At 72.7% G+C, this 20,830-nt stretch carries 18 protein-coding genes; 11 read left to right on the top strand and 7 right to left on the bottom strand.

Annotated elements, in window-relative coordinates; all coding sequences use genetic code 11:
• Positions 1–169: 169 nt before the first annotated feature.
• Positions 170–799 (bottom strand): phospholipid scramblase-related protein, encoded by a 630-nt coding sequence (locus ETAA1_RS05245; RefSeq protein ID WP_202920678.1) that lies wholly within the window; start codon positions 797–799, stop codon positions 170–172.
• A gap of 96 nt (positions 800–895) precedes the next feature.
• Between ETAA1_RS05245 and ubiE the strand changes: the two genes are divergently transcribed.
• From ubiE to ETAA1_RS05215, 6 genes are all read left to right on the top strand, one after another.
• Positions 896–1,690 carry a bifunctional demethylmenaquinone methyltransferase/2-methoxy-6-polyprenyl-1,4-benzoquinol methylase UbiE gene (gene ubiE, locus ETAA1_RS05240; RefSeq protein ID WP_145234956.1) on the top strand — a complete coding sequence of 265 codons (795 nt, stop codon included), beginning with the start codon at positions 896–898 and terminating at the stop codon, positions 1,688–1,690.
• A gap of 24 nt (positions 1,691–1,714) precedes the next feature.
• The gene (locus ETAA1_RS05235; RefSeq protein WP_145234955.1) at positions 1,715–2,716 is read left to right on the top strand and encodes a uroporphyrinogen decarboxylase family protein; all 1,002 of its coding nucleotides are present in this window, start codon (positions 1,715–1,717) and stop codon (positions 2,714–2,716) included.
• Between the two features lie 48 nt (positions 2,717–2,764).
• Positions 2,765–3,751 (top strand): galactose oxidase, encoded by a 987-nt coding sequence (locus ETAA1_RS05230; protein ID WP_145234953.1) that lies wholly within the window; start codon positions 2,765–2,767, stop codon positions 3,749–3,751.
• A gap of 33 nt (positions 3,752–3,784) precedes the next feature.
• The gene (locus ETAA1_RS05225; protein WP_145234951.1) at positions 3,785–4,483 is read left to right on the top strand and encodes a hypothetical protein; all 699 of its coding nucleotides are present in this window, start codon (positions 3,785–3,787) and stop codon (positions 4,481–4,483) included.
• A gap of 140 nt (positions 4,484–4,623) precedes the next feature.
• Positions 4,624–5,658 carry a threonine aldolase family protein gene (locus tag ETAA1_RS05220; protein ID WP_145234949.1) on the top strand — a complete coding sequence of 345 codons (1,035 nt, stop codon included), beginning with the start codon at positions 4,624–4,626 and terminating at the stop codon, positions 5,656–5,658.
• Entirely contained in the window at positions 5,655–8,519 is a 2,865-nt protein-coding gene (locus tag ETAA1_RS05215; protein WP_145234947.1) for a serine/threonine-protein kinase, read from the top strand. Before ETAA1_RS05220 ends, ETAA1_RS05215 begins: the two co-directional genes overlap by 4 nt.
• Before the next feature lie 32 nt (positions 8,520–8,551).
• On the opposite strand, the gene ETAA1_RS31500 is transcribed toward ETAA1_RS05215, so the two are convergent.
• The 6 genes from ETAA1_RS31500 to ETAA1_RS05185 all read right to left on the bottom strand — a co-directional run bounded on the left by ETAA1_RS31500 (position 8,552) and on the right by ETAA1_RS05185 (position 12,294).
• A complete protein-coding gene (locus ETAA1_RS31500; RefSeq protein WP_202920995.1) occupies positions 8,552–8,707 on the bottom strand; it encodes a secretin N-terminal domain-containing protein in 156 nt (51 codons plus the stop codon).
• Positions 8,653–10,137, bottom strand: coding sequence for a sigma-70 family RNA polymerase sigma factor (locus ETAA1_RS05205; RefSeq protein ID WP_145234943.1), 1,485 nt, complete (start codon positions 10,135–10,137; stop codon positions 8,653–8,655). Before ETAA1_RS05205 ends, ETAA1_RS31500 begins: the two co-directional genes overlap by 55 nt.
• Positions 10,138–10,256: 119 nt before the next feature.
• The gene (locus tag ETAA1_RS33780; protein WP_145234941.1) at positions 10,257–10,439 is read right to left on the bottom strand and encodes a putative 2OG-Fe(II) oxygenase; all 183 of its coding nucleotides are present in this window, start codon (positions 10,437–10,439) and stop codon (positions 10,257–10,259) included.
• Complete coding sequence (locus ETAA1_RS05195) at positions 10,439–10,621, bottom strand: 2OG-Fe(II) oxygenase family protein (protein WP_145234939.1); 183 nt, start codon at positions 10,619–10,621, stop codon at positions 10,439–10,441. The genes ETAA1_RS33780 and ETAA1_RS05195 overlap by 1 nt, the downstream gene beginning before the upstream one ends.
• Before the next feature lie 134 nt (positions 10,622–10,755).
• Positions 10,756–11,193, bottom strand: a complete 438-nt coding sequence (locus tag ETAA1_RS05190) for a carboxypeptidase-like regulatory domain-containing protein (protein WP_145234937.1) — start codon at positions 11,191–11,193, stop codon at positions 10,756–10,758.
• A gap of 63 nt (positions 11,194–11,256) precedes the next feature.
• The gene (locus ETAA1_RS05185; protein WP_145234936.1) at positions 11,257–12,294 is read right to left on the bottom strand and encodes a DUF1559 domain-containing protein; all 1,038 of its coding nucleotides are present in this window, start codon (positions 12,292–12,294) and stop codon (positions 11,257–11,259) included.
• Positions 12,295–12,644: 350 nt separating this feature from the next.
• On the opposite strand from ETAA1_RS05185, the gene speA reads away from it, so the two are divergent.
• The 5 genes from speA (at position 12,645) to ETAA1_RS05160 (ending at position 20,822) form a co-directional block, all read left to right on the top strand.
• Positions 12,645–14,600 (top strand): biosynthetic arginine decarboxylase, encoded by a 1,956-nt coding sequence (speA, locus tag ETAA1_RS05180; protein ID WP_145234934.1) that lies wholly within the window; start codon positions 12,645–12,647, stop codon positions 14,598–14,600.
• 96 nt (positions 14,601–14,696) lie between these two features.
• Positions 14,697–17,855 carry a PVC-type heme-binding CxxCH protein gene (locus ETAA1_RS05175; RefSeq protein WP_202920677.1) on the top strand — a complete coding sequence of 1,053 codons (3,159 nt, stop codon included), beginning with the start codon at positions 14,697–14,699 and terminating at the stop codon, positions 17,853–17,855.
• A 185-nt stretch (positions 17,856–18,040) separates the two neighbouring features.
• A complete protein-coding gene (locus ETAA1_RS05170; RefSeq protein WP_145234930.1) occupies positions 18,041–18,940 on the top strand; it encodes a DUF1559 family PulG-like putative transporter in 900 nt (299 codons plus the stop codon).
• A gap of 38 nt (positions 18,941–18,978) precedes the next feature.
• Positions 18,979–19,494 (top strand): carboxypeptidase-like regulatory domain-containing protein, encoded by a 516-nt coding sequence (locus ETAA1_RS05165; protein WP_145234928.1) that lies wholly within the window; start codon positions 18,979–18,981, stop codon positions 19,492–19,494.
• Positions 19,491–20,822, top strand: a complete 1,332-nt coding sequence (locus tag ETAA1_RS05160; protein WP_145234926.1) for a tetratricopeptide repeat protein — start codon at positions 19,491–19,493, stop codon at positions 20,820–20,822. Before ETAA1_RS05165 ends, ETAA1_RS05160 begins: the two co-directional genes overlap by 4 nt.
• Positions 20,823–20,830: the final 8 nt, after the last annotated feature.

Raw genomic sequence — 20,830 nt, 5'->3', positions numbered from 1 at the left:
CTGTCGGTGGGTCCGGGGTTTAACGTCGCGGCTGACCGGGCGGCGTCGGTCCAACACTATTTCTTCCAGACGACTCAGTGCTTCCACGGACGGGGTGTCTCCGTCCCTGGAACCAATGAGAACCGCCCGAGCCAGCCGGCGGACGGGTACCCGTCCGCCGGACGCGGTATTACTCGTCCCCGCCGCCGAGGCTCACGCCGCCGCGGTTCTCTTCCTTGTAGATCGTGTCGATCGCCAGCGCCGCGGCCAGGATCAGCATCTTCGCGATCGGCTCGTCCGACAGGTCGGGGCTGACCTGCACCGCGTAGGTGTCCGCCGACGTGAACAGGTCCTTCACCAGCGACCCGAGGCTCAGCTTCTTCGACACCCGGCCCATCTCGACCTTCCCGTCCGGCGACAGGAAGCGGTAGTCGAAGCCGGTCCACTTCCCCTTGATCTCGGCGAAGTGGTTGCCGTCCTTGTCGTAGATGTGGAACCCGCCGCCGATGGTGAAGAACTTGCTCTGGTAGTACCCGATCACGGCCCCGTTCGCGTCCAGCACCTCGACCTTGCTGCGGAACACGTACAGGCCGCGGCGGATGCTGAAGACCAGCTGGTCGTCCGGCTTCTCCCGCACCTCGACGACCGTGGCCATCAGCTGCTTCGGCATCACGAACCGGAGGAGCTGCTTGACGATGCCGATCTTCTCCTGCGCCGTGCCGAGTTGCTCGCCGCTCTCGGCGTCGAGGATGTCGTAGGTGTTGGAGTTGCTGATGAACTTGACGTGCTCCTTCACCACGAACGTGTTCTTTTCGAGCACGGCGCCGCTCCCGGTGGGTTGTGCCGGCGGCCGGCCGGCGGTTAGGGTTATAAACCGACCCCGCCGGGGCGTCCACCACCGAATACCGGGCCTGCCGTGTCGTCACCCGTTCTCGACAAGAGCGAGGCCCGCGTCCGCCGGATGTTCGGCCAGATCGCGGGTTCCTACGACTTTCTCAACCACGCCCTCAGCCTGAACATCGACAAGCGCTGGCGCACGATCACGGCGCGCCTGGTGCCACCGAACACCGCCGACCCCGCGCCGATTCTCGACCTCTGCACCGGCACCGGCGACCTGGCGCTGACCTATCACCGGGCCACGAGCGGCGCCGTGCCCGTGGTCGGGGCCGACTTCTGCCACGAGATGCTGGTGCGGGCCGCCGCGAAGGCGAAGGGCACCGGCGCCGCCATCCCGTTCGTGGAGGCCGACGCTCAGGCGCTGCCGTTCCCGGACGACACGTTCCAGCTAGTGACGGTGGCGTTCGGTCTGCGGAACGTGACGGACACCGACCAGGGGCTGCGGGAGATGGTGCGGGTGGCGAAGCCGGGCGGGCGGGTCGCGGTGCTGGAGTTCTCGCGGCCGCGGAACCGGCTAATCGGCTGGGGCTACGGGCTGTACTTCCGGCGGGTGCTGCCGCTGATCGGGCAGGTGGTGTCGCGGAGCCGGGAGAACGCGTACAACTACCTTCCCCGGAGCGTGCTCGCGTTCCCGGACTACGACGCGCTCGCCGACAAGATGCGCGCCGCCGGCCTGGCCGACGTGTGGTTCCGGCCGCTGACGTTCGGGGTGGCGACGCTGTACGTGGGGACGAAACCTGGGACGGAGGGACTGAGGGACTCAGGGACTGAGGGACTCAGAGAGACAAACCCTGCCGTGTCACTCCGTCCCTGAGTCCCTCAGTCCCTGAGTCTCCCAATGTCCGACCATTTGCTCGTCCGTGCCGCCCGGGGTGAAGCCGTGGAGCGGCCGCCGGTGTGGGCCATGCGGCAGGCCGGGCGGTGGGACCCCGAATTCCGCCGCATCCGCGCCGGGCAAGATTTCTACGCCTTCAACGAGGACGTGGAGCGAGCCGCACAGGCGACGCTCTGCCCGCGCCGGTTCGGCGTGGACGCCATCATCCTCTTCTACGACATCACCACGCTCCCCTTCGCGATGGGGCTGCCGTTCGCGCTCAAGACCGGCGCCGGCCCCACGCCCGACCGCCCGATCCGCACGTTGGACGATCTGAAGCGCCTCAACCCCGACCCGCACCCCGACAGCTACGGCTACATCCGGGCGCTGCTGAAGCGGGTGAAGGCCGAACTCGGCGGGGTATTGCCGGTGATCGCCTTCGCCGGGGCGCCGTTTACCGTTGCCACGTACTGCATCGGCACCGGCAAGGACGTGGCGGCGACGCGCCGCTTCGCCGCCGAGCAGCCCGCCGTGTGGGAGGGGCTGCTCGAACGGTTGTCGGTGGCGACGGTCGGCTTCTTGCGGACACTGATCGCCGACGGGGCGGACGTGTACCAGCTGTTCGACTCGTGGGCGGGGATGCTGACCCCGACCGAGTACAACTCCTGGGCGCAGGCGCACCACACCCGCATCTTGGCCGGGGCGACGGGGGTGCCGCGCATCCTGTTCGTGAAGGAAGGCCCCTACCTCGACAAGATGGCGACCGCCGGCGCGGAGGTGGTGAGCCTCGGCAGCCGTCACGACCTCGCGGCGGCGCGGCGGGAGTATCCCGACCTGGTGTTCCAGGGGAACGTCGCCGAGGAGGTGCTGCGGACCGGCTCGCCGGCGGACGTGGAGGCCGCGGTGAGGGCGTGCGTGGCCGCGGGCGGCGGTACTCGGCACATCGTCAACCTGAACCACGGCGTGGACAAGTCCACGCCGGTGGCGAACTTCGAGGCCTACGTGCGTGCGGCGAAGGGGGCGTAGGCGAGCCGCCCGCCGCTCGTGGGTCGCGCCCCCGACCGAACGGCACCCATGCGCCTGCTACTTCTGCTCCTCGCCGCACCCGCCGCGTGGCACCAACTCCCCGCCGTCCCGGACCGCGAGGGGGTCGCCGGGTCGTTCGCGGGCGTCAGCGGGGGCGCGCTCCTGGTCGCCGGCGGGGCCAACTTCCCCGGCAGGAAGCCCTGGGAGGGCGGCACCAAAGCCTGGACCGACGCCGCGTACATACTCGACACGCCGGACGGCTCCTGGAAACCTGCCGGCACGCTCCTCCGGCCGCTCGGTTACGGCGTGAGCGCCACCCACCGCGGCGCTGTCGTCTGCGCCGGCGGCAGCGACCACACGCGCCATCACGCCGACGCCTTCACCCTGGAGTGGAAAGCCGGAAAGCTGCGCACGACCGCCCTCCCCCCGCTGCCGCGGCCGGTGGCGAACGGCTGCGGGGCGCTTGTTGGCGACACGCTGTACGTCGTCGGCGGGCAGGAGGCGCCGGACGCTCTGGCGTCGAAGGCGGTGTTCGCGCTCGACCTGTCGGCCGCGGAGCCGCGCTGGGTCGTCGGGCCTGAGCTACCTTCGCCGCGTATCCTCGCCACGGCCGCGGTGTGTGACGGCAGCCTGTACGTCGTGGGCGGGTGCGAACTGGTCCGCGACGGCCAGCGCGTCTCGCGCCGCTACCTGCGTGACGGCTATCGCCTCGACCCGCGCGCCGGCTGGAAGCGAATCGCCGACTTGCCGCAGCCGTCCGCCGCGCCCCCCTCCCCTGCCCCGTCCGACACCGCCGGCTTCTTCCTCCTCGGCGGCGACGACGGGTCGCAAGTCCAGACCGCGCCCGAGCGGCACCCCGGCTTCCCGCGCGGCATCCTCCGCTACGACGCGGCCGCCGACCGCTGGACCGCCGCGGGCGAGCAGCCGGCGCCGCGCGTCACCACGCCGTGCGTCCGCTGGGCCGACCGGTGGGTGATCCCGTCCGGCGAGATGCGGCCGGGCGTGCGGTCGCCGCAGGTGTGGGCGTTCCGCTAGAGTAACTCGGTACACCCCCCCGGAGGAGAACGGATGCGCGCCGCCGTCGTCGCCCTCGGCCTGGCCGCCGCCGGGCTGGTCGCCAGCCCCCCGGCCGCCGGCCAGCCGAAAGTCGTCGAGCCCGAGGAGGTGCCGCCGCGGTACGGCCAGACGTTCCGGCCGAAGGCGTACCCGCAGGGCACCGCCCGCGAGGTCGTGGCGTCGGCCATCGCGGCCGCCGAGAAGGGCGACTACGCCTACCTCGCCGCCCACCTCCTCGACCCGGCGTTCGTCGACGGCCGCGTCGACGCCATGAGCGCCGGCCCGTCCAACCCGTACCGCAAGGCCGCCGAGGCCGAGTTGCTCCGGCTCCGCGACATCCAGCGGAAGACGCCCGACGCCATCTCGGCCGCCCGCCGCGTGCCTGACGACGCCAGGGGGTTCGACGACCGCCTCGCCGCCGACACCAAGGCGCTGGCGTTCGGCCAACTGACGCGGCTGATGCGGGACAAGTTCACCGACGACCCCGAGGTTCTGAAGGACCTGCGGAAGTTCGCCCGCGCCGGCACCTTCCCCGACCCCGGCGCCCCCGGCGACGCGGCGAAGGTGGAGCTGCCGGACGTGAAGGACCGGGCCGTGTTCCTGAAGCGGGCCGCCGGCCGGTGGTACGTCGAGAACCGCCAGGCCGACGAGAAGGCGGCGCCAGCCCCGGCGGCGGAACCGAAGAAGGAGCCGGAGCCGAAGACGAATTAGAACCACGACGGTTGGCCACAAAAAGGCACGAAAAGTCACAAAAAGAAGTCTGAGCAAAACCCGAATTCGGTCTCGGCTCGGGTCTTCCTATTTGTGTCGTTTCGTGCCTTTTTGTGGCCATTCATCCCGAGCCCACACGCATGATCGACCTGCGAAGCGACACCCTGACGAAGCCCACGGCCGGGATGCTCGCGGCAATGATGGCCGCGGCCGTCGGCGACGACGTGTACGGCGAAGACCCCACGGTCAACGAGCTGGAGGCGCGCGTCGCCGACCGCTTCGGCAAGGAGGCGGCGCTGTTCTGCCCCACCGGCACGATGGCGAACCAGATCGCGGTCCGCATCCACTGCCGGCCGCAGGACGAGGTGCTGCTCGAGGCGTCGAACCACATCTACCTGTGGGAGGCCGGCGGCCCCGCGGCGCTCAGCGGCGTGACGCTCCGCACCATCCCCGGCCGGTTCGGCGTCCTGTCCGTCGCCGACCTCGAGCCGCACCTGCACCCCGACGACATGCACTCGGTGCGGTCGCGACTCGTGTGTTTGGAGAACACCCACAACCGCGGCGGCGGCGGCGTCTACCCGCTGGCCACGATCGCCGACGTGAGCGCGTGGGCGAGGGCGAACGGGCTCGCCACGCACCTCGACGGCGCCCGCCTGTGGAACGCCGAGGTGGCGAGCGGCGTCGGCCCGCGCGAGTGGGCGCGGCACTTCGACACGCTGATGGTCAGCTTCAGCAAGGGGCTCGGCGCCCCGGCGGGCTCGGCGCTGGCGGGGCCGAAAGACCTGATCGCCCACGCCCGCCGGGTCCGCAAGCTGTTCGGCGGGGCGATGCGGCAGGTCGGCTTCCTCGCGGCGGCGTGCCTGTACGGCATGGACCGGCACGTCGCGCGCCTCGCCGACGACCACGCCAACGCGAAGCTCCTGGGCGACGCCGTGCGCGACGTGCCCGGCCTGACGCTGACGCCGGGCGAGGTCGAAACGAATCTCGTGTGGGCGGAGGTGGCGCCGGCGCTGGGGACGGCCCGCGACGTGGCCAACCGGCTGAAGGCGGCCGGCGTGCAGGCGTCGGCGCTGGGCTCGAACGTCGTCCGGTTCGTGACGCACCTCGACGTGTCGCGGGCCGACTGCGAGCGCGCCGCGGCAGCGATTCGCGCCCTGAGCGGGGCTCGCGCATGACCGACGACCGCACCCGCCCCTCGGCCGCGCCGACCGCCACGGACGCGACGGCCGTGGCCGCGCCGGGTTCCACGCCCGGGGCCGACGGCACCATCCCCGGCGGCGCGGTCGCGGTCCGCACGTTCGCCGACTACCCCGTCGTGCCGGGCTACACCGTCACCGGCGAACTCGGCCGCGGCGGGATGGGCTGGGTGCTGACCGCGACCGACCTCCGCTTCGGCCGCGACGTGGCGGTGAAGCTGCCGCTGCCGGGCCTGGCCACCGACCACGCCTGTAAACTGTTCGTTCACGAGGCCGTGATCACCGGCCGGCTCGCGCACCCCGGCATCCCGCCGGCCCACCACCTCGGCGAGCTCCCCGACGGCACCCCGTTCCTGGCGATGAAGCTGGTCCGCGGCCGCACCCTCGCGGCGCTGCTGGCCGAGCGGCCCGACCCGACGCACGACCTGGCGCGATTCGTCGGCGTGTTCGAGCAGGTGTGCCAGGCCGTCGGCTACGCCCACGACCAGGGCGTGCTCCACCGCGACCTGAAGCCCGGCAACGTGATGGTCGGGGCGTTCGGCGAGGTGCAGGTGATGGACTGGGGGCTCGCCGTCCAGCGGGCCGACGGCGAGGCGGAGCCGGGACAGGGCCGCCACCCGGCCGGCGGCGCGGATGCCACCGAGATCGTCGGCACCCCCGCGTACATGGCCCCGGAGCAGGCCCGCGGCGAGCGCGTCGACGCCCGCGCCGACGTGTTCGCCCTCGGCGGCGTGCTCGCCTCGGTACTCGTCGGCCGCGCCCCGTTCTGGGCTGACGCCCCCAGTTCGACGCTCGCGCAGGCCGCCGCCGGCGACACCACCGGCGTCCTCGCCGTGCTGACGAGTTCCGGGGCGGACTCGGAGTTGGTCGAGATCGCCGTGAAGTGCCTCGCCCCCGACCGCGCCGGCCGGCCGGCCGACGGCACGGCCGTCGCGCGGCTCGTGGCGGCGCACCGGGCCGGCGTCGAGGAGCGGCTGCGCACCGCCGAGCGCGACCGGGCCGCGGCCGAGACGCGGGCCGTCGAGCAGCGGAAGCGGCGCGGCGTGGAACTGGTGCTGGCGGCGGCGATGGTCGTCCTCGTCGCCGGGGCGGGGGCCGTCGGCATCTGGCGCGCCCGCGAGGTGGCCGCGGACGACCGCCGCACCGCCGCCGCGATCGCCGAACAGGCGCGGCTCGACGCCGAGGCCGAGCGCCGCCTCCTGGCCGAGCGCGAGCGGACGGCCCGCGCCGCGACGGCCGTCGCCGACCTGCTCGATCAGGCGGAAGCGGCGCTGAAGGCGGGGGCCGCCGACCGCGCCCGGTCGTATCACGCACAAGCCGCGCGCCGCGCCGCCGACGACGCCCTGACCGAACCGGCGCCGCGGCTCGCGGCCGTCGCCGGCGCCGTCGCCCTGCTCCGCGATCTGGACGCCGTCGACGACTACCGCTGGACGCCGCTCGGCTCGCGCTACCCGTCGTCGGACCTGGTCGCGAAGAGGTGGGCGGCCGCGCTCGCGGCCCACGGCGTCGTGCCGTCCTCGTCCCCGACGGCCGTGGACGCGGCCCGGGTCGCCGGGTCGCCCGTGCGGACGGCGATTCTGGCCGCTCTCGACGGGTGGATGGGACGGGTGCCGACCGAGCCGGTGCGGGCGTTGCTGGCCGCCGCCGACCCGGACCCGTTCCGCACCGAGGTGCGACGGCTGATGGCGGCCCAAGACGCGGCGGGGCTGGCGGCGGTGGCCGAGCGGCCCGAATGGACGGCTCAGCCGGCGGGACTGGTCGAGGCCTTCGCGGCGGAAGCCGGCGTGCCGGTCGAGGTGCGGCGGGCGCTGCTGGTGCGCGTCGCGGCGGCCCGGCCCGACGACTACAGCGTGCTGATGGAGCTGGGCGCGACGTACCCGCTGGACGCGGCCGCGGCGGAGCGGGCGCGGTGGTTCCAGGCGGCGGCCGCGGTCCGCCCCGGCAGCGCGCCGGCCCGGCTGAGCCTCGGGTCGGCGTTGCGCGTGGCCGGCGACGCCGACGGGGCCGTGGCCGCGTGCCGCGAGGCCGTGCGGCTCGACCCGAAGTCGGCGGCGGCGCGGAACAACCTCGGCACGGCGCTGGCCGCGCGGGGCGAGTTCGCCCCGGCGGTCGCCGAACTGCGGGAGGCGGTCCGGCTCGACCCGACGATCCCGCAGCCGCACCAGAACCTCGGCAACGCCCTGATGGCCGTGAGGAACCCGGCCGCCGCAGCCGCCGCGTACCGCGACTCGCTGCGGCTCGACCCGTCGAGCCTGACCGCCCGCCTCGGCCTCGGCGCCGCCCTGACCGAGAGCGGCGACGCCCCGGGCGCCCTGGCCGCGTTTGACGAGGTACTCCGCGCCGACCCGAACAACGCGGCGGCGCACAACGGCCGCGGCAACGTCTTCGGCCTGGCCCGCCAGTGGGACCGGGCCGAGGCGGCGTACCGCGAGGCGCTGCGGCTCGACCCCGGTGAAGCGCAGGTGTACGGCGGCCTCGGCCGGGTGCTGCGGGCGAAGGGCGAGTTGGCGGCGGCCGCGGCCGTGTTCCGCGAGGCGATCCGGCTGGCGCCGCGGGCCGCGGCACACCACAACGGGCTGGGGCTGGTGCTGGAGGCCGGGTACGACTTCGCGGGGGCCGAGCGGGCGTTCCGGGAGGCGGCGCGGCTCGACCCGCGCTCGCCGCTCGGGTCGGCGAACCTCGGCCAGGTGCTGCGGAAGCAGGGGCGCACGGCCGAGGCGGTCGAGGCGTTCCGGGCGGCCCTGGCGGTGCAGCCCGAGAACCGGTTCGCGCGGGCGGGGTTGGAGTTCTGCCTGCGGGTGCAGCGCGGCGAGGTGCCGACCGCGCCGCCGCCGCGCTGATCGACCACTGGTCGCGGCGGGGCAAGACCGGCTCAGCGCTTCGGGTTAGGGCGGGTCGCGTCGCCGGCCACGGTGTCGAGTTCGACCACCAGCGCCCGCACCCGCTCGATCACCCGGGCGTCGCCGCGGACGATCAGGCTGTTCGTCCGCTCGTCGGCGGTAAACTCGACCGCGTCCCGGCCGAACACCTCGCGCAGGACCGTGGCCAGTTCCGAGGCGCGGGCGTTTTTCGCCCGCAGCACCAGTGTGTCCTCACCCGCCGGGGCGCCCCGCCCGCCGGCGCCGCCGCCCTCGCCCAGCGGCGCCTGCCGACCCAAGGGGTTCGCCCCGCCGCCCGGCGCACCCTTGCCCGGCGCGGCTCCGCCCCGCGTACCGGACCGCCGTTGCTACCCTCGCCGCCGCCTGTCGGCGGGCCGGACGAACTCGCGGGACCGTTCCGCGGCACGACCGGCCCGCTGCCCATTCCGGGCATCGTCCCGCCCGGCCCTGTGCCGGTGACCCAGCCGGCCGCGGGGCGCTTGAACACGAGCAGGTCCGTCGAGGGGGCGCCCGGCACCGACACGACTTCGAGGTGGTCACAGTACTCCCACCCGGCCGCGCCCAGGTCGGACAGCGTCTTCTTGAACTGCGCCACTTCGCGGCGCTGCTCGACGTACTTGTACTCCCAGCCGCTGCGCGGCGGGCCCATCGACCCCATGCCGCTCGTCCCGCCGGGGGCGATCACCCCCTGGCCGCCCGGCGCGCCCGGCCCGAGCCCGCCGCCGGCCGGTGTGGCGCCCGGCTGCTGGGCGCGAGCCATCGGGAACAGCACCACGCCCAGGCCGCCGGCCACCACGACCGCCGCCGCCAGCCGCTTCGCCCACCAGTTCATCGCCATCGGCGTGACCTCCCGGACCAGTTCCGACATCGCCGACGGGACCACCCCGCCGGCGCGGACCAAGGTCTCGACCCGCCCCACCAGTTCCGCCGGGGCCGCGGCCGTCGCCGTCGCCACCCCGAGCCCGACCGCCCCAGCCACGGCCGGCGCCAGCCCGCGGCCGGTCAGTCGGTCGAGCAACTGCCGGCGCGCCCGCGCCAGCCGGCCGGTCAGCGTGCCGGGCTTCCAGCCGAGCCGCGCCGCCGCGTCCGGCTGGCGGACGCCCTCCAGGTCACACAGCACGAACGCCGTCCGCAGCGGCCCCGGCAGGCGGCCGACTTCTTCGTGAACCGCCGCCAGCAGCGCGTCCCAAGTGCCTTCCGGAACCGACCGGTCGGCCTCGCCGGCGGCCGTGCGGTGCTCGCGTGACCGGCGGCGGGCGGCGTCGCGCCGCAGCCGCAGCGCGGCCCGAACGGCGACGCCGTGGAGCCAGCCGCCGACCGCGCCGGCGTCGCGGACGAAGCGCGCCGAGCGGGCGAACGCCAGGAACGTGACCTGAAAGGCGTCTTCGGCGTCGGCCGGGTTCGGCAGCAGGTGCCGGCACGCGGCCCACACCACCGCGGCGTGCCGGCACACGAGCGCCGCGAACGCGGCCTCGTCGCCGCCGGCGAAGCGGCGGATGAGGTCGCCGTCGGGTTCGTCCGCGTCTGCGGCGAGCGCCCCGGCGTGGCGGAGGACGAGGTTCAGCGTCGGGTGCGCCATCACGGGTAGGTTCCCACGGCGGGGCGATTCCTACAATCCGGTGGGCTCATTCGGACGGGGACAATTGGTTCCAGGGAGCGGGAGACCCCGTCCCAGAAGCACTGACTCAACTGGAAGAATTAGCGTTGGAGCGACACCTCCGGGTCGCCGCGACGCCAGTGCAGGCAAGGACACGACTTGCGTCCGAACGGTCCTCGGCTCGGGTCCACCGCCCGCAGGCCGACGTTGAAGCTGACGCACACCCGGTCCGCGGCCGACCGGTTCGGCTCGACGCCGTGTTTCAGTAACGACGGGAACAGCATCACACGGCCCGGCCGCGCGGGTAGGGGACCTTCTCGAACGTCCACAGGTTGGGGGCCGTGAGCGGTGGGGGCATCACAACCGCCGCCGGCCGCGGGTCGAGAAAGAACGGCGCCCCCGCGTCCGGCTCCGCCGCGACGTGGTACACCCCACTGAGGAAGCAGTGTGGGTGGGTGTGGACCACGTTGGACGCCCCCGGCGGATTCTCCACCCCCCGGCGCGAGGACCGCCGGGACGAGGGCGGGTGGGATGTCGAGGGTGACCTGAGGGGGCGAGAAAACGATAGCCCCGGCCGGGGCTCGGGCGGGCAGGAGCCCGTCACTTCAGGTCGATGAGGATCTCACTCGAATCCCCGGGCTTGACCTCGACCAGGATGTCGGTGGTGCTCGGGTTGGCGTACTTGGCCGGGATCGGCGACTTGAACCCGCCCTCCGGCTCCGGAGCGAGCACCCCCGGCTCGATCTCCTTGGCCGCGCTGACGGCCACGACCACCTTGTACTTCCCGGCCGGGAGACCGTCGGCTTGACCGTAGGTCGACAGGGTGAAGCTGCCGACCCCGTCGGTCTTCCCGTTCGCGGCGACCTTACCGTCGAGCGACTGGAAGCTGACGGACGCATCCTTGACAGGGGCGCCCTTGTACTTGACGAACCCGCGCGCCGGCTGGGTCGGGAGTTTCTCCACCTCGCCGGGTTGCTTGCCGCACCCGGCCACCACCACCAGGGCGGCGACCGCGGCGATTCTCGAACCGAGCCTCACGATCGACCTCCGGGAGAGTGAACGGCGACCGGCCCGCCCGGGGGGGCGGGCCGGGGGTGGGGGTCAGTTGTCGTTGACGCTTTCGCCGCCGGCCCGGGTGCCCAGCGCCCCGATCACCCCGAACGGACTCGGGCCAGTCAGCGCGGTGCCGGCCGCAGCCGGGTTGCCGGCGGCGATGCTGTCGCGGATGAACCGGAGCGACCCGTCGCCCATCAGGGCGTTCGCCCCGCCGGTGTGGTTGCTCGTGGCCGGGTACATGCCCGGCTGGGCGTCGTGCGAGTTGTAGGCGCACGACGGGCGGTTCGGCCCGACGCTCGTGGTTAACCCGCTGAACCCCATCCCGCCGTCCGGCCACCGCCGCCCGGCCCAGTTGGTGGCCACCGTGCCCGACGTGTACCGGCGGGTGGTGGTGTCGAACGTGGCCAGGCACTGATTCGGGGTGGTGAACCAGGCACCGCCGTTGTGGGCGGTGGCGGTGATGTCGTTCTGCCCGGAGGCGATCCGCCGCTCGGACGCGGCCATGGTGTTACTCAGCCCGTCGGTCACGTCGGCGAACTTCAGCCCGCCCGTGTTGGGGAGTCCGGTGTTCCGGCCGAACATGCCGCGGGTCGAGCCGGGGCCGTTGGTGTTCGTGTGCAGGTCGATCGAGTCGCCGCTGCACAGCATGTAGTTGCTGAACTTGACCGTGGCCGTCGGGGGGGTGCCGTCGGACGGGCAGCCCAGGTACGGGATCACGGCCTGCCACGGGACGTAGCTGCCGTTCCACGGCTCGGGCGGGGCGGCCGCCTCGATCTGGGCCCGGAGCGCCGTCTGCTCCAGGAACGGCAGCAGGGTGATCATCCCGCTCATCCGCCCGCCGTACCCGACGGCGAACCGCCCCTCCCGCCAGGGGAGGGTGTTCGTCGTGTCGTGGTGGCCGTGGATGGCGAGGCCGACCTGCTTCAGGTTGTTCGAGCACTTCGACCGGGCGGCGGCCTCGCGGACCTTTTGCACGGCCGGCAGGAGGAGCCCGATCAGGATGGCGATGATGGCGATGACCACCAGCAGTTCGATCAGCGTGAACGCGCGACGGTGCCGCACCCCGGAGGTGGGTCCGAACATGGGAGAGTCTCCGAAATAAAGAAGGCGGGGATGGCGAGTTCATCCCCGCCTCATATTTGGAGCGGTCCCGCGGTGTGTGTCAAGGAGAAAGGCGGGCGGGTGGAAAAAGAAGTGGAACCGGTCCGGCTCGGCGGTGTTGGGCACCCACCTCAGCGGTCGAGTCGGTGGTTTGCCGGGCGGCGAGGTCGGCCCAGGTCAAAGACGACCCGACGGGCGGCGGCCGCCGCCAACCGGAACGGCATTCTGCCCCCGTCCCCGCCCCCTGTCATCCGCGTTGCACCCGCGGCGCCGCGCCCCTACAGTGAATCGATCTGCCGGCCGCCGCCGGCCGCCACCGAAAGGTCCGTTTGATGGGCAAGACCCTCGACCGCCGCTCCCCCGACACGTCCGACATCAATCCGAGCTGGAAGCTGCACGACGCCTTCGAGACGTACGGTGTCAAGAACTGGGGCAAGGGCTACTTCGGCATCAACCGCCTCGGCCACCTCACCGTCCACCCCGAGAAGGACCCCGACCGGTCCATCGACCTGAAGGACCTTATCGACCAGCTCCGCGGCCGCGGCATCCAGCCGCCCATCCTCCTGCGCTTCTCCGACCTGCTGAAGCACCGCATCGGCGAGATCGCCGGCGCGTTCGAGAAGGCCCGCAAGGACGCCGGGTACGACGGCGGCTACGCCTGCGTCTACCCCATCAAGGTGAACCAGCAGCGGCACGTCGTCGAGGAGGTGCTGGACTACGGCAAGGAGCACGGGTTCGGGCTGGAGGCTGGCAGCAAGCCCGAGCTGCTGGCCGTGCTCGCGCTCACCAACGGCACCGTCGAGACGCCGATCATCTGCAACGGGTTCAAGGACGACGAGTTCATCAAGATGGTGGTGATGGGCCGCAAGATCGGCAAGCACATCATCCCGGTCGTGGAGAAGTTCACCGAACTCGAGCTGCTGGTGAAGTACATGGAGGAGCTGGGCGTGCGGCAGCCGCTCGGCGTCCGCGTGAAGCTCGCCAGCCGCGGCTCCGGCCGGTGGAAGGGGAGCGCCGGCTACCGCTCGAAGTTCGGCCTGACGCTGACCGAGGTGCTGGAGGCCTACGAGTACCTGAAGGCCCGCGGGCTGGAAGACTGCCTCCAGCTGACGCACTTCCACATGGGCTCGCAGGTGTCCAACATCCGCAAGGTGAAGGACGCGCTCACGGAAGCCGCGCGGGTGTACACGGAGCTGTACCGCCTCGGCGCCGGGCTGAAGTACATCGACGTCGGCGGCGGCCTCGGCGTGGACTACGACGGCAGCCAGACGGACTTCGAGAGCAGCACGAACTACACGCTGCAGGAGTACGCCAACGACGTGGTGTTCCGCATCAAGGCCGTGTGCGACGAGGCCGGGGTGCCGCACCCGACGATCATCTCGGAGAGCGGCCGGGCGCTGGTGGCGTACCACTCGGTGCTCGTGTTCGACGTGCTCGGCACGTCCGACTTCGACAAGTGCGTCGCCCCCGACGCGCTGCCCGAGGACGCGCCGCAGCCGCTGGTGGACCTGTTCACGACGCACAAGGAGCTGAACAAGAAGAACTACCTGGAGGGCTACCACGACGCGGTGCAGTCGATGGAGGAGACGCTGAACCTGTTCAACCTCGGCTACCTGAGCGTGGAGCTGCGGGCGATGGCGGAGCGGCTGTACTGGGCGCTGTGCCGCAAGGTGATGCGCATCACCCGCGACCTGGACTACGTGCCGGACGAGTTGAACGGCCTGGAGAACATGCTGAGCGACACGTACTTCTGCAACTTCAGCGTGTTCCAGAGCATGCCGGACTCGTGGGCCATCGACCAGCTGTTCCCGATCATGCCGATCCACCGGCTGACCGAAGCCCCGACGCGCCGCGGCGTGCTCGGCGACATCACCTGCGACTCGGACGGCAAGGTAGACCAGTTCATCGACCTGCGCGACGTGCGGAGCACGCTGGAGCTGCACCCGTACACCGGCGACGAGCCGTACTACCTCGGCGGCTTCTTGCTCGGGGCGTACCAGGAGATTCTCGGCGACCTGCACAACCTGTTCGGCGACACGAACGCGGTGCACGTGAGCCTGGAGGCCGACGGCACGCCGAACGTGGAGACGGTGGTGAAGGGCGACACGGTGACGGAGGTATTGAACTACGTGCAGTACAGTGCGGAGAAGCTGACGGATCGGGTGCGGAAGGACGTGGAGCGGGCAGTGCGGCAGGGGAAGCTGACGGTGGCCGAGAGCCGGCAGTTCCTGCGGTTCTACGAGAGTGGGCTGGAGGGGTATACGTACCTGGAGGAGCCGAGCGCGTAGGGCGGGGTGACGCGGGGCTGGTCGGAATCCAGCCCCTGCGGATTGCCCCGAGGCCTCACCCCGGCGATACTCACGGCACCCCCCGGAGGGCCGGCCGTGACGCGCTCCCTGCTCCTGCTCCCGCTCGCGTTCCTCCCGTTCGGCCCCGCCGGCGGACAGCCGCCCACGGCCACTCCCGCCACACCCGCGGGGTTCCAGCAGGTTCAACTCAACGGCCACACGTTCACCCTGCCGGTCGGGTTCACCATCGAACTCGCCGCCGGCGCCGACGTGGTGCCGCGGCCCATCGCCGCTGCGTTCGACGAGCGCGGCCGCCTGTACGTCACCGACTCGTCAGGCTCCAACGAGAAGGTGCAGGACCAGCTCGCCAAGAAGCCGCACCGCGTGCTTCGCCTCACCGACTCGGACGGCGACGGCAAGTACGAGTCGAGCACCGTATTCGTGCCGAACGTGATGCTGCCGCAGGGTGCGATGTGGCTGACCGGCTCGCTGTACGTCGCAGCGCCGCCGCACATCCTGAAGTTCACCGACACGAACGACGACGGCCGCGCCGACAAGGAGGAGGTCTGGTTCGACGGCAAGACGCTCACCGGCTGCGCGAACGACCTGCACGGCCCGTGCCTGGGGCCGGACGGCTGGGTCTACTGGTGCAAGGGGGCGTTCGCCAAGCAGGAGTACACCCTCCGCGTGGGCGACGAGAAGCGGCCGTTCGTCACCCGCGCCAGCCACGTCTTCCGCGCCCGCCCGGACGGCACCGACATCCAGCCAGTCATGACCGGCGGCATGGACAATCCCGTCGATCTCGTCTTCACCCCGACCGGCGACCGCGTCTTCAGCTGTACGTTCCTCCAGCACCCGCGCGACGGCAAGCGCGACGGGCTGATCCACGCCGTGCCCGGGGCGCTGTACGGGAAGCCGCACGACGTGCTCGACGGCCACGTCCGCACGCACCCCGAGCTGATGCCGCCGATGACGCACCTCGGCCCGGCGGCGCCGTGCGGCCTCCACCGCTACGAGAGCGACCAGTTCGGCCCGGCGTACGCGAACAACCTGTTCTGCTGCCAGTTCAACCTCCGCAAGGTGAGCCGCCACATCCTCGTACCCGCCGGCTCGACGTACACCACCACCGACAGCGACTTCCTCGCCTCCGACAACCACGACTTCCACCCGACGGACGTGATCGAGGACGCCGACGGGTCGCTGCTGGTCATCGACACCGGCGGCTGGTACAAGCTCTGCTGCCCGACCTCGCAGCTGGTGAAGCCGGACGTGACCGGCGCGATCTACCGCGTCCGCAAGTCCGGCGCGCACCAGGTCGACGACCCTCGCGGCCTCAAGATCGACTGGGCGAAGCGGGACGCCGCGGCGCTCGGGCAACTGCTCCACGACCCGCGGCCGGCGGTGGCCGGGCGCGTGGTCGTGGAGGCGGAGCGGCGGGGGCGCGAGGTTGGCGTGGCCGCAGCCGCCCTCACCACCGACGGCACCCGGGCCGGGCGGCTGCGGGCGGCCTGGCTCGCCGCCCGCGAGGGGCGCTCCGGGGCGCAGCGGTTCATCGCCGGACTCGCCGACAGCCCCGACGAGGACGTGCGGCTCATCGCCCTCCACATGATCGGCACCGACCACGTCGAGGGCGGGTACGGCCAGGGCGTCGCGGCCGAGCGGCTGGCCGACCCGTCGCCGCGAGTCCGCCGTGTCGCGGCCGAGTGCCTGACGTTCCACGGCAGGCACTCGGCCGAGGCCGAACGGGTCTTCGCCGCGCTCGCCGTCGAGACAAACGACCGCCCGCTCGACCACGCCCTCACGCTCCTCCTGATCGAGGGCGTCGAGCGCGACCACGTGGCGAAGGGGCTCGTGCACCCGTCGCCACGCGTCCGCCGGGCTGTGCTCACGGCGCTCGACCAGCGGCCCGACGGCAAGCTCGACCCGGCCGCGGTGCTGCGCGAGCTCGACGGCACGGACGCGGCGCTGGTCGAAACCGCGTGGTGGATCGCCGGCCGGCACCCCGAGTGGGGTGACCGCCTCGCCGGCCACTTCCGCGAGCGCCTCGGCAGCATCGAGAAGCTGACGCCGCCCGAGCAGGACTCACTCGTGAACCGCGCCGTGCCGTTCCTCAAGGGCGAACCGGTCCGCCGGGTGCTCGGCGACGCGCTGGCGAAGGCGGCCGCGCCGGCCGTGCAGCGGCCGCTCCTGCGCGGCATGGCGCGGGCGGGGCTGAAAACGTTCCCGCCGGAGTGGCGCGAGGGCGTGCAGCTGGCCCTGTTCTCCGCCGACACCGAGGTCGTCCGCGACGCGGCCGCGGTGCTGCGGGCGGCGCCGCCCACGGCCGAAGTCGACGCGCTGCTGACCGAGGAGGTGTGGCGCTACCGCCTCCGCAACAAGGTGCCGACGCCGCCGGAGATCGACATGGTCATCCGCGCTGCCACGCCGCTCGGCGCGCGGCTCACCGCTGACCAGGCGCTCGCCGCCATCGACCAACTGCACCGCGACCGGTTCGGCCCCGCCCGCGCCGCCGCCGCGGACCTGCTCTCGCGCGCGCCGCTGCCAACCGAGTCGCTCGTCCTCCTCGCTGGCGCGCTCAAGACGATGCCGCCCGCCGAGGTCGGCCGCGTGCTCCCCGCGTTCGACCGCTCGACCGACGCGAAGGTCGGCCTGGCGTTCGTCGCCGCGCTGTCCGAGCCTGCGGTTCGCCCCGTGATTCGCGCCGAGCAGGTGAAGCCGACGCTCGACAAGTACCCGCCGCCGGTGCGGGCCGCGGCCGACCGCCTGTACGCGCTGCTCGCCGAGGCACGGGGCGACGAGGTGGCCCGCCTGGAGGCGCTGCTGAAGGAACTGCCGGAGGGCGACGTGCGGCGCGGGCAGGCGGTGTTCAACGGGGCGAAGGGGCAGTGCGCCGCGTGCCACAAGATCGGCTACGTCGGCGGGCTGGTCGGCCCCGACCTGACACGCGTCGGCGGCACCCGCACCCCGCGCGACCTGCTGGAGGCGATCGTCTTCCCGAGCGCCAGCTTCGTCCGCAGCTACGAGCCGGTGCGGGTGACGACGACGGACGGCCGCGTGCTCAACGGCCTGCTGGCGGCCGACACGGCCGACGAGGTGGCGGTGGCGGTGGCGGCCGATCGCACCGAGCGGGTGCCGCGGGCGGACGTCGAGGCGGTCGCCCCGGGGACGGTGTCGGTGATGCCGGCGGGCCTCGACCAGCAGTTGACACGCCAGGAGCTGGCCGACCTGGTGGCCTTCCTGCGGGCTTGCCGGTAAAGGAGTTCCGACCAACCCCCGAACGATCACCCCGGTGATTGCGGAAGCGGACGGCCAAAAAATGAGAATATTCTTGACGACAATAAGAGCCACGGGTACGGTCGTTGGGTAGGGGAACGACTCGCGTCATCCCCGCCGGCCCGCGCCGAGCCTGCCCACGTCTTTCTCCGTCCGGGGGTGGTTCGATGTCTCACTCTCCCTCCGCACTCCGTCGGCGTGCGTTCACGCTGATCGAGTTGCTGGTCGTCATCGCCATCATCGCCATCCTGATCGGGCTCCTGCTGCCGGCCGTTCAGAAGGTCCGTGAGGCCGCCGCCCGGAGCAGCTGCACGAACAACCTCAAGCAGCTGGCGCTGGGCACCGCCCACTGCGCGGACACGAACGGCGGCCGGCTGCCGCCGTCGATCGGGCTGTACTCCAGCAAAGGCGACCCGACCCCGCTGAACTCCAACGGCGGCATCTTCCTCCACATCCTGCCGTACCTGGAGCAGAAGGGCCTGTACGACTCCAGCCGGGTCCAGCCCGACCCGGACGGCCGCAACGGGAACAATCCGACGTACTCGCAGTGGACCGCGGGGGTGCAGAACGCCGCGCTGCGGGTGTTGGCGTGCCCGTCCGACCACACGCTGTCCGCGAACAACGACGGCCGGGGCCGCACCAGCTACGGGGTGAACGGGCAGGTCTTCCGCCACAACTACCAGTGGGGCGGCATCGGCACCACGCCGTTCCCGTCCGGCATCCAGGACGGCCTCTCGAACACCATCTTCTACACCGAGAAGCTGTCGCGGACGTTCAACTGCACCGGGTGCTGCAACAACTACAACGACAACTTCTGGCCGGACTGGGGGCCGATCATCTCCAGCGGCGACTGCGGCCAGCCGACCGGGAACGCGGCCATGTTCCAGGTGAACGCGGGGGGCCAGTACCCGTCGCCGGCCGACGGCAACCGGGCCAGTTCCGACCACGTCGGCTCGATCCTGGCCGCCCTCGGCGATGGCAGCGTCCGCACCGTGTCGGCGAGCGTCGCCCCGAGCGCGTGGTGGGCCGCCATGACGCCGTCCGCCGGCGACCAACTGAACTGGTAACCCGGTCCGCCCGCCAGGGACTCACAGAAGGCTCTCCCATGTCTCACCGCTCCGCCGCCCCCGTTCGGGGGGCGGCCCTCCTGTTCGCCGCGGCACTCGCCGTCGCCGGGTGCGGCCGGCCCGTCGGCAGCGTCTCCGGTACGGTCACGTACGACAGCAAGGCGCTGAAGGGCGGCGGCGTCGCCTTCGTCAGCACCGAGGGCGGCGAGAGCTTCGCCGCCACCATCACGCCCGAGGGCACGTACAAGGTGCCGAACATCCGCGGCGGCACCTACAAGGTGACCGTCGACAACTCCTCGCTTAGGTCCCCGGACCGCGGGGCCGGCGCCAAGGTGACGCCCACGGTAGTCGTGCCGCCGGGGGCCAAGTTCACCCCGCCGCCGGGGGCCAACATCCCCGAGGGCTACACGCCGAGCAACCCGAACGCGATGAAGGACCTGGCCAGCGGCAAGAACTACGTCGAACTGCCGAAGAAGTACCAGTCCGCCGACACCACCGACCTGACGTACACGTTCAAGGGCGGCGACGATACGTTCCCCATCAACCTGAAATGACCGCCGTTCCCGAGCCGGCGCGGCCGTCCGGCCGGGTTCTGTCCCGCCTCACCGCCCCGCTGCGGTTCGCCCGCCGGCGGCCGCTGCTGCTGGCCGGCGGCGTGTTCGCGGTCGTCGCTCTGACCGCCGGCGGTACCTGGGGCTGGTTCGAGTACCACCTCCGCGCCGCCCGCCGCGAGGTCGAGCGCGGCCACAACGGCACCGCCCGCCGCCACCTCGACGCCTGTCATTCGCTGGCCGTCCCGCACCGCGAGTTGCTGATCCTGTCGGCCCGCGTCGCCCGCCGCACCGGCGCCTGGGACGACGCCGAGGCCGCGCTGAACCGCCACACCGAGCGCTTCGGCGAGGACGACTCGCTGGTGCTGGAGCGCCTGCTGCTCCGCGCCACCCGCGGCGACATCGAGGCGGCCGCCGTACCGCTGCTGGCGCGGGTCGTGGCCGGCGGCGCCGAGGCGCGGCTGGCGCGGGAGGCGCTCGTCGCCGGGCTCGTCTACCGCTTCCGCTGGGCCGAGGCCGACGCCGTACTGGCCGGCTGGCTGGCCGCCGACGCCGACGACCCCATCGCCGTGCTGCTGCGCGGGAAGTTGGAGGAACAGCGGCAGAACCCCGAGGCCGCGGCGCGGGCGTACCGCCGCGTCGTCGAGCTCGACCCCGAGCACGACGAGGCCCGGCTGCGGCTGACGACGCTCCTGCTGACGAACCGCTTCGGGGCGGAGGCGCTGGCCCACCTGGAGGTGCTGCGCGGCCGGCTGCCGGACCACCCCGAGGTCGGCGTGCAGTGGGCGCGGGCGCTGGCGCTGGAGGGCCGCACCGCCGAGAGCCGGGCGGCGATCGCCGCGTGCCTGGCGGCCCACCCGGACTACCCGCCGGCGCTGGCCGAGCGCGGCGGCTTCGCCCTGCTCGACGGCGACGAGGCCGCGGCCGCCCGCGACCTGGAGCGGGCGGTGGAGCTGAGCCCCGGCGACCTGGCGGCGCGGGCGCAGCTGGCGCTGGTCCTGGCGCGGGCGGGCCGGCGGGAGGACGCGGCCCGGCGGCAGGCCGAGGTCGACCAGATGCGGGCCGACGGCGAGCGGGTGACGGCGCTGATCGAGGGGCCCTTGCAGGCGCGGCCCGACGACCCGGCGGTGCCGCACGAGATCGCGCAGATCGCCCTGCGGGCCGGTCAGGTCGGCGAGGCGCTGCGGTGGTTCGAGGCGGCACTGCGGGCCGACCCCGACCACGCCCCGACGCACCGCGTGCTGGCGGCGCTGCACCACGAGCTGGGCAACCCGGCCCTGTCGGCGCGGCACCGGGCACTGGCCCAGCGGGCGGCGCGGCCGAAGTCGTGAGTTGAGTC

Source organism: Urbifossiella limnaea, from assembly GCF_007747215.1.
Taxonomy (GTDB): Bacteria; Planctomycetota; Planctomycetia; order Gemmatales; family Gemmataceae; genus Urbifossiella; species Urbifossiella limnaea.
Note: the sequence above shows the minus strand (reverse complement) of the source record. Positions and strands in the feature narration are given on the sequence as shown.